Annotated in this window: 14 protein-coding genes; 6 read left to right on the top strand and 8 right to left on the bottom strand. The window is 31.3% G+C overall.

Annotation, left to right across the window (positions count from 1 at the left end):
* Positions 1-3 precede the first annotated feature (3 nt).
* Positions 4-2514: a primase-helicase family protein gene (locus P6N22_RS00430; RefSeq protein WP_280329115.1), complete on the top strand. Its 2511-nt coding sequence runs from the start codon at positions 4-6 to the stop codon at positions 2512-2514.
* A 459-nt stretch (positions 2515-2973) separates the two neighbouring features.
* Here P6N22_RS00430 and P6N22_RS00435 read toward each other — a convergent pair whose 3' ends face one another.
* Positions 2974-3813, bottom strand: coding sequence for a hypothetical protein (locus tag P6N22_RS00435; RefSeq protein ID WP_280329118.1), 840 nt, complete (start codon positions 3811-3813; stop codon positions 2974-2976).
* A gap of 208 nt (positions 3814-4021) precedes the next feature.
* Between P6N22_RS00435 and P6N22_RS00440 the strand changes: the two genes are divergently transcribed.
* Genes P6N22_RS00440 through P6N22_RS00460 form a run of 5 tightly spaced genes read left to right on the top strand, consistent with a single transcriptional unit; the run spans position 4022 to position 8724 of the window.
* Positions 4022-5317 carry a hypothetical protein gene (locus P6N22_RS00440; protein WP_280329121.1) on the top strand — a complete coding sequence of 432 codons (1296 nt, stop codon included), beginning with the start codon at positions 4022-4024 and terminating at the stop codon, positions 5315-5317.
* 60 nt (positions 5318-5377) lie between these two features.
* A complete protein-coding gene (locus P6N22_RS00445) occupies positions 5378-6163 on the top strand; it encodes a hypothetical protein (RefSeq protein ID WP_280329123.1) in 786 nt (261 codons plus the stop codon).
* A 44-nt stretch (positions 6164-6207) separates the two neighbouring features.
* The gene (locus P6N22_RS00450) at positions 6208-7431 is read left to right on the top strand and encodes an ion channel (protein WP_280329124.1); all 1224 of its coding nucleotides are present in this window, start codon (positions 6208-6210) and stop codon (positions 7429-7431) included.
* Positions 7432-7481: 50 nt separating this feature from the next.
* Entirely contained in the window at positions 7482-7916 is a 435-nt protein-coding gene (locus P6N22_RS00455; protein WP_280329126.1) for a thermonuclease family protein, read from the top strand.
* A gap of 19 nt (positions 7917-7935) precedes the next feature.
* A complete protein-coding gene (locus P6N22_RS00460) occupies positions 7936-8724 on the top strand; it encodes a hypothetical protein (RefSeq protein WP_280329128.1) in 789 nt (262 codons plus the stop codon).
* Between the two features lie 355 nt (positions 8725-9079).
* On the opposite strand, the gene P6N22_RS00465 is transcribed toward P6N22_RS00460, so the two are convergent.
* The 7 genes from P6N22_RS00465 to P6N22_RS00495 form a co-directional block, all read right to left on the bottom strand.
* A complete protein-coding gene (locus P6N22_RS00465; protein ID WP_280329130.1) occupies positions 9080-9214 on the bottom strand; it encodes a hypothetical protein in 135 nt (44 codons plus the stop codon).
* A 243-nt stretch (positions 9215-9457) separates the two neighbouring features.
* The gene (locus tag P6N22_RS00470) at positions 9458-12025 is read right to left on the bottom strand and encodes a plasma-membrane proton-efflux P-type ATPase (RefSeq protein ID WP_280329132.1); all 2568 of its coding nucleotides are present in this window, start codon (positions 12023-12025) and stop codon (positions 9458-9460) included.
* A 171-nt stretch (positions 12026-12196) separates the two neighbouring features.
* Positions 12197-12373: a hypothetical protein gene (locus P6N22_RS00475; RefSeq protein ID WP_280329133.1), complete on the bottom strand. Its 177-nt coding sequence runs from the start codon at positions 12371-12373 to the stop codon at positions 12197-12199.
* A 309-nt stretch (positions 12374-12682) separates the two neighbouring features.
* A complete protein-coding gene (locus P6N22_RS00480) occupies positions 12683-13351 on the bottom strand; it encodes a ThiF family adenylyltransferase (RefSeq protein ID WP_280329135.1) in 669 nt (222 codons plus the stop codon).
* Between the two features lie 42 nt (positions 13352-13393).
* Complete coding sequence (locus P6N22_RS00485; RefSeq protein ID WP_280329137.1) at positions 13394-14194, bottom strand: carbon-nitrogen hydrolase family protein; 801 nt, start codon at positions 14192-14194, stop codon at positions 13394-13396.
* A complete protein-coding gene (gene xseB, locus P6N22_RS00490; RefSeq protein WP_280329138.1) occupies positions 14194-14388 on the bottom strand; it encodes an exodeoxyribonuclease VII small subunit in 195 nt (64 codons plus the stop codon). Before xseB ends, P6N22_RS00485 begins: the two co-directional genes overlap by 1 nt.
* Positions 14381-15487 (bottom strand): homoserine O-acetyltransferase, encoded by a 1107-nt coding sequence (locus tag P6N22_RS00495; RefSeq protein WP_280329140.1) that lies wholly within the window; start codon positions 15485-15487, stop codon positions 14381-14383. Before P6N22_RS00495 ends, xseB begins: the two co-directional genes overlap by 8 nt.
* Positions 15488-15492: the final 5 nt, after the last annotated feature.

Consider the following 15492-nt stretch of genomic DNA (forward strand, 5'->3'; position numbering starts at 1 on the left):
ATTATGAAAAAGCAAGAGACCTCTAAAAAGAAGCCTATTGATATTATAACAAATACTTTATCAATGAGCTTTGCAAGAGTAAGAAAAGATAAAGTAACAACTTTTGGCTATAAAATGAAACATTTTAACAATGCTGAAGAATTCATAGTTCAACTAAACTCTGAAGCCACTATACCTGTATCTGTAGAAGGTGGACATAGAAAAACTTCAAACATTACTGAGGTGTTTGGTTGGATTAGATTTGATACTGACCTTGAAGGTGAAGCTGATGAGTTAGAGAAATTGTTTATAGAATACAATTTGTGGTTTATTAAAAAACCTTCAACGAATCATAAAAGTAATCCTTATAAGTTTCACTTTTTAATTCAAGTGACTAATGTGGCTCAACATCCAACAGCTTATAAACTTCAAGTGGCTGAATTTATGGAACGTTTTAATGTTCCTAAAATACAGGATATGAGAGCTACAACCTCTTTAGCTCAAAACTTGAATCCCTGTAAAGAAGATGTGTCTTATTGTAGAAAACATACAGTAATAAATGAAGGTGAAGTGGTTGAACTTAAAACAATTGATGAAGAATTTGAACCTATAAAAGAGGGTAGATATGCTAATTGTCAAATTAAAGGTGATTTAGAATTACCAGAGTTTATCGGTGAAAAAGCACTTAAAATTCCACCTGTAAATAAAAAAACGGGTGAAGTACAAACTCCAATACTTTCAAGAGATGGATTTATATTATCTGAAGATGGATGGATTAAGTTTTCAGAAATTGAAGAGTTTTTACATACCCAACCTAAAGGTACAAGATATTCTCAATTAGCTTGTCCAATATGTAATAAAGAACATTCTGATGGTACAGGTTTTACCACTGGGTATGCTTTTGCGTATATAAGTAATAATGAGAAAAAACAGTTAATTGTACAGTGTGGAGGTTCTGGATGTAGTGGACATTCTTTGTATATTTTAGATGATGGAAGAAAAGAAGCAAATAAGACTCTTACACAAACTGAGGTTATGAAGATGATTGAAGATGCTGAGTTTTTTGAATATACAGCAATAGAACCACTTTTAGATGCTATAGCATGTGTAGATGTAAAAGCTGTAAGAGGATCATTGTGTAATCAATTAAAAGATCGTGCTGAAAGAACATACAAATATTCAGTAGTTGATCTAAAAAAAGATGTTGAAAAACGTGTAAAAGATCAAAAAGATGCAACAGGTTCATTTTCACTTACTTCTTTATTTGAACATCCTCTTTTTTGGGATTCTAATAAAGCTGTAATGGCTGAAGTTGGTGAAGGTGTATTTAGAATTTATAAACCTACAGACTTTAATCAGACTGTGGCTAGTAGATCAAAAGGTGCAATTACTGTCAAAGATGTAACTAACTACAGACATACAATACCTGAAAAGATTTTAGTTTATAAACCTGACCATGATAATTCAAAAAAATTATTTGAAGATGGTTTAGAGGCAATTAATATTTATCAAACTCCCCCATTTAAAAGAGATAAGTCTATTAAAACAATGCCTCCTTATACTAAACAGTTTTTAAACACTTTATTTGAAAGTGATAAAAAGGCAAAAAAATATTTTATCCATTGGTTAGCCTATATTGTTCAAAAAAGAAAAAAAACTGGTATAGCATGGGTATTTCATGGTTTACAAGGATCTGGAAAAGGAATTACAGCGACTATAATAAGTCATTTAGTAGGTAAAAGGAACTGTAGATTAAATCTTGGAAATACGGATTTAGAAAGTCAGTTTAATGGTTATATGTTTCAGTCTATGTTTTTAGAATTTAATGAAGTAGCTATAGATATAAAAAGTAGAACGAAAATATCTAATACTTTAAAAACAATTATTACTGATTCAGCAGTAGAGATTAATCAAAAGAATGTGAAACAATTTTCAGCGATTAATTATACAAATGTAATCATAAGTAGTAATAGTTCAAAACCCATCCAAATTGAACCTGATGATCGTAGATTTAATGTTGTAACAACTAAGAATAAATTGATTGAACAATCTTGGTGGAATGAAAAGGCACACGATCAAATAATGTTTGAAGTGGAAGAATTCTATAACTACTTGATGAATTTAGTTATAGATGTAAAAAAGGCTACAAGGGTAATGAAGAATTCTATTGCCAAGGAAAATATGGTTGGATTGACTAATAATAAAATGAATCAGTTAATTGATGCTTTGAGAATAATGAGTTTTGAAAAATTTACAAATCTCTTTGGATTTGAACCGAAAGATAAACAATATCAAGAAGCCAAATGGTCATTTAAACATAAAAGATTTAGAACCACTTTTTTAATTGATTGTCTTGCTCAAAGTGGTATAGAGTCATTTGCGTTTACGAAAGATGAACATAAATTCGATAGAGCTTATCAAACAAGGACAAGTAAATTACTTCATTGTGAATTAAAGTCTATATTGGAGTATGAAAAAAGTTCTTCTATACGAGGTTTTGATAAAAAACAATCAAGTCACCTTATTTTTAAGTGATCTTAGAGAGTGGTGGGGAATGTATATTATATATATTTACCATCATGTAGAGTAGTATTTTTTAAGGTCTTGGAGAGATTATGGTGAACATGGTGAATATATTCTAAGTATTATATTCTTATATAAAGAAAAAATAGTTATAAAAATTATTTCTATAAAATTCTATATTAAAAATGTTCACCATGTTCACCAATTAGTGTATTAAGCCCAAAAATAGGTTTGAAAACGCATAAACATTATATTCACCAAATGTTCAACGTATACCATCACGAAAGTTCCTTATAAACATTAAAATAAACGTAGGAAATCGTAGGAAAATACACTAACCAGAGTGACTTTTGACCGTTTTCTATACCCCTTTTCTTCTAAAATAATCACACAGTACCTTTTTTAAAGAGACCGTTAAGAATTTAGTATTCTATCGGACTGGCACGAAATTTCTAATACTCCAATAAAAAACTATTTATAGTCTTCAACTACTTTATATGTAATATCTAGATTTGTCGCTTTTAACACTTCAATTCGTAAACCCTTGAACCCAATTAAAGTAGTTTCTTTATCATCAAGTTCATATTCAATATTTTGTGTAAAAGCAGGTCTTGCCATATCATTTAAAAATTCTCTAAATGATATTTTAATTTTATTTCCTATTTTACCTTGATATAAAACTATGTATTTAAAACTTTCTTTTGAATATTCTGTTGATTGGATATCTGTATAGTCTATTGGTTTTACTAATTCAAAAAGTTCTTGGCCATTATACAAACTAATATGAGTAAATTGATTTGTATTATTAAGATCAATTAGACATTTATCATAATATGAATAGTTATTATAATTGGCATTAGGAAATGAACAAACTGCTTTTAATTGTTTGTCAGACCATGACACTAGTTTACGACCTATTGAATCAATATTTATTGATGAAGTAGGGATAGAATCACCCCCAGTCATTACATCCACTGCACCATTAATCATATTCCTGAGAGAGTTTAAACTACTTTCATCTTGATTATTATTTACAGTTTTTTGAGAGGCATAATATGTAATTTGCTTATTAACATTTTTTAAGACAACATCTCTTGTATCAAATATGTATAAATAATTTTTTTGATACATATTATCACCAATTTCAACTGTATTAACAATATTTAAGTCAGGTGTACGTAAGGTATGCATACCCGAAGTAATATTTGTATCATGATAAATAGTAGCTAAACTTTTACTGGGCTGTGGTTGCGTACAGCCTGTAATAAAGCTGATAGTCAAAATTCCTAATATTAGGTTGATTTTTTTCATGTTTACTTCCTTGTATAAATTAATGAATAGTTGTATTTATATCAATAACATCTATTTACAATAATAGTTTATTTACAATAAAAATTCAATATACAAGAATAGGATAAAGAAGTTTATAAATAAAGAAATAGGTGAATAAAGGAGCATAAAAGTTGTTTTTTTCTAGAATAGTTTTATTATATTAAATAAAGTTAAAAAAGGAAGTAGTATGTTAAAAAAAGTAAACTTTGGCTCAACCAGTTTTTATGATATTCATGAATTATTTGGATTAGACGAACATGAAGATTTAGAACAACGTAGTTCAAGGTTATTTCCACTTGGAAAATCTGAAAGTGAAACATCTACTACATCAATTTTTTTAGCGACAATGAGTGCTGTTAAAGAGTATAGAGAAGAGCTACTTTCAACTATCGGCATTAAAAAAATCACTAATAAAAATGTGCAACTTCACACATATACTGAATTATCCAATGATGATGGTGATAGACCTGATGGTGTAATAGTTATTACAAGCGGTAAAAATAATCCTATTGTTGAATGGATGTGTTTTGTTGAGTCAAAAGTTGGCAATCAAGTATTAGAACAGACACAAGTAGATAGATATGTGAAATTTGCAAGAGACATAGGTATAACTTCTATTATTACAATTTCAAACCAGTTAGAGACTACTCCTTTTGATAGTCCTCTTCAAGCACCAAGAGGTAAATTTGAGCTATTCCATTGGTCGTGGGCATACTTGAAAGTTATGGCAACAAGATTGATAAGAACAGATAGTATTGAGGATGAAGACCATATTTACATTTTAAATGAATTTAGAAGATATTGTGATACTCATCCATATTTATCTCATTATGAAAACATGGGTAAAGAGTGGAAAGATGCTGTTAATAAAATTCAAGATTTATCCTCTGACCAAAAAGTAGATAATGCATTATTAAATAGTATTATTGATTCATATAAGCAGGAAGAAAAAGACATAAGTTTACAGTTGACTGATAAAACAAAACATTATATTGAGTTGGTAAGTAAAAATGATAGAGTAGAAGAAATGATTAAATCCCTTAATACTAATAAAACTATTACTTCTGAATACACTATTAACCATGATAAAAGTAAAACTTTTTATATAAGAGTTAATTTTCATCAACAGTCTGTAGAATGTTTTACAAATATACAAATTGATAAAGGGAAAGCTCACGCACAGACAACAGCTTTAGTTAAAATGTTAGAAGATGAATCAGGCACAACTGACTTGATAGCTGTAACTGCTTATTACCCAAGAAATAAATGTATAGAACCAGCTTATCTAAGTAAACTGATAGAGGAAAAAGATAAAGCTCTTCAATACTCAATAATTAATAAAGAGCTAGGGGATACGATTAAAACATTCGAAATAAAAACGAAAGATTTATTAGGTAGAAATTTTCAAGGTTCTAAAAACTTTATTACTAATCTTGAAGAATATGCACTTCGTTTTGTTACACAAGTAATGAATAATTTATAATGAATCGTAAGCTTGCTTATTCGCTTTCAAGTTATTGAATTTATGAGGTAGGATAAAACATTGGCATTAAAAGGTAGTGAAAAATTTGTAGCTAAAACTTTAGAAGAACATTTCAAAAAATCATCTCATAGCGTATGTGTTGAAGAAGGCAATGATCCTCCAGACATTTATTTAACAATAGATGATAAAAAAATTGCCGTAGAAATCACCGATATTGATCAAAATGTTTTAAAAAATGCTAAATCTATAAATTATGGATATTTAAATTTAATTGAAAATTTAGAGAAAGAACTTGGAGACTCCATTGATGATGATAAGAAACTGTTTATAGTTTTTTATAATAATCATGTCAAGGTAAGTAAAATAAATAAAAAGTTTAGAAAATATCTTCAAGATTTTATAGAAAAAAATGAATTATCAATTAATGATTTTATTGAAGATAGTATAGACAATGTCAATTTTAAGATATCTGTTTTGGATATGCCAAAAAAAGGGAAAAATAAAATTGCTGGTACTTCAACAACGCATGCTGGTAGATCCCAAAAATCCAGAGATATTAGTGAAGTTAATAATGCAATATACGAGAATGATTTATCAATGCAAACTCTTGATATTCTGGAAAATCGAATAGATGACAAGAATAGAAAATGTGAAAATATTGTGGAGTTAAAATGGTTGGCATTATATGATAACTATTATGATAAATTTACAAATTTTGAGAATGATGAGCATCTTGTGCATTACCAAAATATATTTGAAAGTATTACTGATTTTAAATGTTTTGAAAAAATATTGGTGATTTTTAAAAATGGGGATATTCTAGAGTTCGATAATCAAAAAAGTTGATATTAACAGCTTGATGTCAATAAAAATTTATTTAAGGAATAAAATTGAGTTTATATCTACCTGATGAGTTATATGTAATATTAGAAAAAATTGGATGGGATAAGTCTGAAAATGTAGCTGATTTTTGGTTTAAGCATAGAAATGATATCTCGAAAGAACTCTTTAAATCATTTTCTGAAACAAGCTTTATAGTTTTTGAAAACCAAATTAGATGGAAAAGTGATATTGGTCAAGAATGCGAAAAACAAGTAAAAAGCTTTTTAGAAAATGAAGTGGCAAGAATAAAAAAACTACACGAAGAGGCTTATAAAGTTAGTGCTCAATTAACTTCAAAGCAAAAGACAGTTAATTTTAGTAATTTTACTTTTACTTTTAATGGAATATCATATACACTTAATGACTTTCAACACTATTATAAAAATTGTCCAAAGATCTTTCCTAATGCAAACTTGCAAGGAATTAATTTAGAAGGGATAAAATTACATCATTGCATAATCGAAAATGTTAGTTTTGCATATGCAAATCTTAATAACTCTGCACTAGGGGCTACATTTAGTAATTGTAGTTTTGTAGGTACTATTTTGACGAACTCTCGTTTAGGCTTCAGATTAATGAATAACACTTACATTGAAGGTTCTAATCTAGAAGGTGCAAGGATAAATGCTGTAAATTTTGGTGATGATGCTCTTTCTAGTAAATTTCAATATAAAAAAGTATCATATTTATATTTATTAAAGTGTATGTTTTTAGTTTTAATATTAAGACAAAAACATTTTATTGAAAAAGAGAATCAAAAACATACAGTCTTTATTTCTAATTTTACGGATAGGCTTACAACAACTTATAATAAACCAATTAAGTCTTATATAAATTGGTATGAATATGTATTTTCTCAATTAAGAAACTTTCACTCATTATCGTTTGCAGAAAAAACATTATTTACTATGTCACTAATATTTACAAAGTCGTGGACTTCTTATTTAGTATTAGCGTCTTGGGCATTAATAGCTAATTTATTATTTGCATATTTTTATTATGTTATCTATGTTATTGATGCAACAAGTTTCAATATACCAGAAAAGTCCATCATAGATTATTTTACTATGTTTTATTACAGTATTGTGACTTTTACGACATTAGGTTATGGCGAAATTACACCTGTGACTTATTTTACTAGGTTGCTTGTAATAGGTGAAGTTCTTTTAGGTTATATAACTTTAGGTTCATTCGTATTCTTAATTGGACATAAAGCTAGTGATAGATTTTAAGAATAAGTTTTTAGTATATAAATAGATATAATGAAAAAGAAACGAAAAGTATGATGAAAACATTTTTAATATTACTAATTTTATTACTTAACTTAAATGCTCAATCTTTAAAAGACATAGACTATGGAAATGCTATTGTAGATGAGGTGACAAGCATTTATGATGGAGATACATTCAGAGCAAATATAAAAGACTATCCTAAAGTAGTTGGTTATCGTATGTCTATTAGAATAAATGGCATAGATACACCAGAGATGAAAGGCAAGTGCAGTCAAGAAAAAGATTTAGCACGAAAAGCAAAACAAGTTACAGTATCAATGCTAAGAAGTGCTAAGGTAATAGAACTCAGAAATATAAAACGAGGAAAGTATTTTCGATTATTGGCTGATGTATATGCTGATGATGTATTAATAGCAGATGAACTTATTAAAAAAGGCTATGCTATTAGATATAATGGTGGGACTAAGATAGACTGGTGTAAATAATATACATTAAAGGAAGAAGTTGATTGAAACAATATTAGGCTCAAGTGGATTAACACTTTTTATTTTATGGATTTCGAAAAACTGGATATTAACTAGATTAACTAAAGCCGTTCAACATGAATACGATACTAAACTAACACTATTAAAAAATAATCTTCAACAGAATGAAAAGGCATTAAATGTACTTCGCAATGGAGCTCTTGAAAACTCAGTATATACTCAAAAATTATTATATGAACATAAGCTAAAAGCGACCCATGACCTTTGGGATAATATAATATCACTCGCACCACTAAAGAGTCTTTCAACTCATGTATTTTCATTAAATTATAATGAAATGATGAAACTTTCAGAGCAAGAACCAGAAGTTCAAGATTTCTTTAAAAAAATAGATATGCTCAAAGATAGAGACATAAAAGAAGTATTGGATATTACAAAGGCACAAAAATCTCGTCCCTTTGTATCGCATACAGTATGGGCATTATTTAGTGCTTACCATGCTATTTTACAACATGATTTTGTCCGATATGAACTTTTAAAAATAGGTACTCCAATTGATATGAAAGACTCAAGTGTATTTAAAGTTGTAAAAGTTGCATTACCAGAACATGAAAAGTACATCGAGCAGTATGGTGAAAGCGGTTTATATCACTTAATACAAATTCTTGAGGATAAAATACTAACTGAATTAAAACAATTTCTTCAAAATACTCAAGAGAATTTAGAGAACATAGAAAGAGCTAATGAGATTTTAAATACTGCTAATAAATTGTATGAAGAAAATAATAAGTTAAAAAATGAAGATTGATAAGAAGTTACTTTCAAAATAGGGGCTTTTTTAGGGGCTAATTTTAATAATTGTTTGTTTAGATACCTATTTATTAGCTTATACAATTCCCTCTCTGTCCACCACTACTACTTAAAATCCATAAAATAAACATTTTTACAACATAAAAAATCCAGATGTATTATATTTGTGCCAAAATGTTCAATTAGTTATCTAATAAACTAGTTCTTTTTACTGCATAATATTACAAAAAGCAATGATATAGAAAAGTATTGAAGTATAGAAATTTTTTGAGGGAATAGGGAAGAGACTGCTGATGGCAGTATCTTCCAAGACATATTGGGAATACTAGTTAAAAAAACGTAAAGTCTATAACTTAGAATTCCATCAATAAATGAGGTGACCACTCTGGAATGTAAATTCCAGCATCTTCATACGCCGCCATATGGTGAGCGAATGCATTAGACGCAATAGCTCCAAGAATCATCAGTGTAATTAAAACTTTTTTCATAATTTTTTCTCCTTTGTTTGATGGAGGAAGTATATGATATTTACGTTAGCGGAGTGTTAGCAGTGGAGAAAGGCAGATCCTTACAGTTTTTGTAATACTACGGTAATTTATATCTTTTAAAATTATGATGTTATAAAAAACAAAGGATATAACAATGGCAAAATCAAAACTTAGTACACTAGATAGATTAAAATTAAAAAAACTAAAAAAGAATAAGGCTGCTAGCTGGATGGTTAAATAAGATCATTCATGTCTATGCACTACTTTTTTACGATAAAAATCTAATACACTTATTTTCACCATATCGTTAAATACAAACCAAACCATGGCATACGCCCACATAGCTAATGCCCACGTCCAACCTATAGGCTCCATTATTCCAAAACCGTATACCGCTATAATTGTTCCGATAACTCTACTTAAAAAGGTTGCACTAAAGAGTGTTAAAGAGGGGTAAGGCTTTTTGAAAAACCATTTTTCTGTACGTGTATTGTATATAGTTCCGTGACCTGCTACAACGAGTTTTGCAAAAAAGATGCTCTGAACCAACTCTAATGGTAGTTTCATTACATTTACCGTATACCAAAATAGTAAAAATGACGAGATTACCCCTGCCAGTCCAAGCCACGAGGAAAGTACCAATAGCTCTTTCATATTCCAACGTATAGGCTTGTCTTGAACAATTGTATTGTCGTATGCTATTGCCAAGATTGGAATGTCATTTAGTAGTGCCAACACAATGATCATTAAAGCAGTTACAGGATAAAACTGAAACACTACGATAGCCAGCGTCATAAAGATGATTATACGGATAGTTTCCGCTATTCTGAAAATAGTGTAGCTTTTCATTCTCTCAAACGTAATTCTTGCCTGTTTGATTGCATCTACAATTACATGTAGTCCTGGAGCAGTGAGAATAATGTCCGCTGCAGCTCTGGCAGCATCTGTAGCGTTACTTACTGCAATCCCGCAATCTGCTTTTTTAAGAGCAGGGGCATCGTTGACTCCATCACCCGTCATACCAACTATATGGTTGGCTTTTTGAAGCTCATCAACTATAAAGTATTTGTCTTCAGGGAAAACTTCTGCAAAACCGTTGGCGTTTTCAATTAAGGCAATAATTTCCGATTCGTGTTTTTGAACTGTCCCTGCAGGAAGGTTATGATGCAATTGGTCTTTTACATCGTTGACCACACCCTGCACAAGTCTTTCTAGTTTTGCTTCCGATATCTTTGGATCGACTACTTTGAGAAACGATCGCGATAGGAGTTCTGAAAGATATATGTACTCCTTTGTACTTTCACCTTTTAGATCTCTAATATTTTCTATATCGGTACCAATATTGAGGATGGATGAGATGTATTGAGCAACGGCGATATTGTCACCCGTAATCATCTTAATGGTTACACCCTCTTTGAGTGCTTGTTCTATCGCTTCTTTTGAGTCATCTCTTGGAGGATCATATAACGGGATCATCCCTACGAAAGTATACCTTTCATCCTCATTACTTTTAAAACCTACACCTAGACTTCTAAAACCTTTTAAAGCGTACTGCGATATTTGATTTTCTATTTCTTCTCTGCTACCTGCAGTTGTATCGCTTAAAGAGAGTACAACTTGCGGAGCACCTTTGATGATATTAAAAGTTTTGTTATCTATTTTATAAGTAGTTTCGATCCGTTTCTTTACAGGATCGAAAGGGACATATTTTATAAGGTCTACATTTTGTAGTTTGTCATCTAATTTATGTTCGTCAATATATGCAAATATAGGTTTTTCTATAGGATCTTCATTCTCTTTTTTACTTGCCAAGGCTCCATAGTAATAAAGATCGTTAGCCGTAAAGCCGCCCATTGTAAAAGCTTGGCTGAGAGTCATCTCATTTTTTGTAAGTGTCCCTGTTTTATCTGAACATAGTATATCCATACCTGCCAATTCTTCAATAGCTGAGAGTCTGCTAACAATAGCTTTTTTCTTTGCCAATACTTTTGCACCTACTGCCATTGTAACGGTTAAAACAGCAGGCATCGCTACAGGAATGGCTGAAATGGTAAGAACCAGTGAGAAGATAAGCAGTTCACTTATACTTTCATCTCTATAGTAGCCAATGGCAAGTATTAGAAGGATCATAACAACAGTAAGAGCAATTAAAAAGTTACCTACATTTAAAACCATTTTTTGGAAGTGGCTTTTTTGCTCATGTTGTGCTTTTGCAACAAGACCTACTGTTTTGCCAAAGTAGGTATTTGAGCCTGTATTTGTAACTTTTGCTAACATCTCTCCTTGCTTGATGATTGCATTTGCATACACCTCTTCATCCGCTTTTTTCGTTACGGGTAAAGATTCTCCCGTTAAGGCTGATTGATCAACAAGTAAAAAATCTTCACTAGTTGTGAGTTTAACATCGGCAGGGACAATATCTCCAATTTTTAGCTTGATGAGGTCATCTGGTACCAGCTCTTTTGCTTGAACGGTTTGCCAAACATTATCACGAAAAACCAGCGCACGGTGTTCAAGTTTTTTCTTTAGTACAGCAATAGCATTAAGGGCTTGGGATTCTTGGTAAAAGTCAACAAAAGCATTGACAAAAAGTAAAATCATTATGATGATAAAGTCTTCATATTTGCCAACGGCATAAGAAAGAATTGCAGCGATTTCAATCATCCAAGGGATAGGTCCCCAAAATCTTTGAAAGAGTCTTTTAATCCAACTATCTTCTTTTTCATCAAGTTGGTTATAGCCGTATTTATTGAGTTTTTCTTCTACTTCTTGAGAGCTTAAGCCTTGTAAGTTTTCTGTACCTTTACCCATAATAGACCTTTTATCCTGTAGAAAGATTGTCTATTGTATCATTTTTTTTTAAAGTTAATAAGAATTTGTCAGTAGTAGTGTAGTTGAAAGATAAACTGGTTAAATATGAAGGGTTAGAAATAAAGGATACTCTTCTATGGTTAATATGAGAAAAAGAGTATCCTTAGTTTTTTAATATTCTTCCCACATAATCTCCTCCATCAATTCAGTCGATGGTTCCATGCAGTCAAACTCGAAATTATATTCCAGTTGTTCGAGGTTACATTCGTCAAAATGATGTAAGTAGTGATTCACTCTTTCATCTTCAAACTCTATCATGTTGTATTCATCTGTAGTATTACTATACATTTTTTATTCCTTTTGTTGTGATAAAAAATATAATACATATAGTGTTCCATAGAAAGATTTACAAAAATATAGATTGTAAAATTTCTTTGATATTTTGGAAAAAGTAGGTTTATGCCCCTTGAAGCAGGAATGTAAATCCAATACCAAAAAATAATACAATAAAAAGGATAATTGAAATGGGAAGAAGTAATGAAGTCAGATTGGACTTTTTTAAGCGTTTTTTTAATGAGGTACTTAAATAATAGATACCAAATATAAACAATATTCCAATGATAACAAGGTTTAAAGCGAGTTCTTGGGGAATATTTGTCACTTTGGCAACCCGAATTTTTGAGTAATCAGTTCCCCTTCTTCGTTAAAGTACAGATAATAAAGCATATCTTTTTTCACAGATAATCCTGCAAGATATCTTAGTGCAAGATTTGCTTGTAGTGAAGCTATATGCATAACGATAGGTGCTGCAATCCCTGCTGGAGTTTTTTGGATAATCTTAAAAGCGTCGGAAAAAGAAGATTCTTCAATAAAACAAACTTGTCCGTGAAAAGCTTCAACACTTCCATAAACCCATGGAAGATTTTTCTCTTTTGCGTAAGTGTTAATCTCTCCGCGAGTTGGTAGATTGTCTGTTGCATCAATGATGAGGTCAACATCAATGTTTTTTTGTATCCAGCCTGCAAAATCACAGTTATGAGGAATTGCTTTTGTAAAAGGGCATCTTTGCTCAATGAGCTGTGCATTGACTTCTGCTTTATTTTTACCTTCATCACCAGTTTTAAAAGCAATTTGTCTATGGATGTTATGGAGACTTACTTCATCAAAATCGATCATATGGATTTCGCCTATACCGCTAGCACCCAAAGCAAAAGCTAAAGAGGAGCCAAGTCCGCCAGAACCTATGATCGCAATTCTTTTTGATTGTAAGTTTGTTTGTGTCTCTTCGCCCCAAAGTTGTACTTGGCGGTGAAAGTATTTCATCATAATGCAGCCTTTAACATAAAAAAGTGATTATATCATAAAAAGTTATATAAGTTTTTCTCGTTTTTTGATCGCATCTCTAAAGCCCCATGCTCTTCTGGCACTCACAACCTCTTTATGAAAGAGATCTACGATCATAAGTTCCTCTTTGTTTCCTAAATGAGAGAGTATTTCACCATTAGGTGAAGCAAGTACGGAATCGCCATAAAATTTCCAGCTGAAATCACCGTCTTGGTACTCTCCAATTCTATTGGCACGTAATATATAGCTGTTATTTGTAAAAGCACGTGTAGTAATGAGTGCTTTCCAGCGTTCGTATGAATCAAAAGTTGAAACGCTCGGCATTAAAATACAGTCAACATTTTTGTTTTTCAGTTTTTTAAATATCTCATCAAAATGAAGTTCAAACCCATTAATAACGGCAAACTTTAGATCATCTATTTTAAAAGTTAGCGGTGCTTTTAGTTTTTCTATCTCATTTGCAAAAAATTTCTCTTCGTTCCAGTGTGTATAGTTGATAAGAATTTGTTGCTGATAATAAGATGTAGAGTTTGGTGCAAATTTTGCGATAGCCTTATAAAGTTTCTTTTTCTTTACAAGTACAATCGGTGCAATGATAGTAATCTCATAAGTACTTGAGAGGTCTTTTAAAATTTTTATTTGCTGAGAAGATTGATCTTTAATCATTCCGATCGACATAGAAGTAAGTTCTTTGAAAAAAGGGTTTAAAATATACTCTCCTAAAAGAAGAAGTTTCACCCCTTTTTTATTGGCGATGCGGATATAGTTTAAAAGCTTTGTAGAACTAAGACCTTGTGAACTTAGTTGTAAGACGGCAGCTTTCATTATTTGTTTTTAATCTCTTGGATTTTGATTTGAGCTTCTTCAAGGATTTTTTGTGCCTCTTGCAGCTCTTTCATACCCGCTTCGTACTCTTTTACACTGTCTTCAAGAGTGATTTCCGGATTCATCAATTTCTCAAGCATTTTTTTTGCATTTTCGAGTTTGAGTTCGAAATTTGTTGTTTCTTCCTTAGCCATTCAGCACCTCCGTTATATATGTGTCGAATTTATTTAATTCTACCAAGAAAGCGTCATGTCCGTAATCACTATCTACACATAAATAGTCACAGTTACTTTTTCCCAGTTTGTCCATCTCGTCTGCAATCTCTTTCATCTCGAAATCTCTAAAGAGTAGGTCATTTTTAAAGCTTATAAGGTGTAGATTCGCACTGATTTTATCTAAAGCATCACTCAGTGAATCAAAACCGCGAGAAAGATCGTAAATGTTGATCGCCTTTGTGATATAAAGATACGAGAGGGGATCAAACCATTTCGTAAAATTATAACCGTTATACTCCAGATATGATTCTACTTGGAATTTTCCAAACAGCTCATAAAGTCCGTCTGTACGTTTGTATTCTCTTCCAAATTTACTTTGCATTGACTCAGGAGATAGGAAGCTGATATGACCTGCCATTCTTCCTATTGCCATACCTGAAAGGCCTTGTTCTTTGATCACTTCAGGATCGTAATATCCTTGTTGAAAATCAGGGTCTTTTAAAATAGCTTCTTGCGCTACTTTGTTAAATGCAATTGCCCATGGTTGTGTAGCATGTGTAGTTGCTAGTGCGATTACTTTATTTGCAAAATTAGGATAGTGGATTGCAAACTGAAGTGCCTGCATACCACCCATACTCCCACCGATAATTGCTTCAACTCTATGGATGTCAAGACGGTCAAAAAGGATTCTTTGAGCTTTAACCATGTCTTTGATGCTGATAACAGGAAATTTATAACGGTATGCTTCGTGATGTGGATGTTGTGTACTAATCGGTCCCGTTGAGCCAAAACAGCTTCCAACCACATTAGAACAAATTACAAAATATTTATTTGTATCGATCGCTTTATTTGGTCCTATTAAACCGTCCCACCATCCGGCTTTACTTTCACCTTCGTAAATACCGGCAGCATGGTGTGAACCTGTAAGAGCGTGACAAACTACGATCACATTAGACTTATCTTCATTCAAAGTCCCGTATGTTTCATATGTAATATCATAAGGCTCTAAGATACGACCACTTTCTAAATAAAGAGGGTTAGTAAAGTGCTCCGTATGTGTTTGCAGGTTTAAACTCAAAATTA

Origin of the sequence: Sulfurimonas sp. C5 (assembly GCF_029872055.1) — a bacterium.
Taxonomy (GTDB): Bacteria; Campylobacterota; Campylobacteria; order Campylobacterales; family Sulfurimonadaceae; genus Sulfurimonas.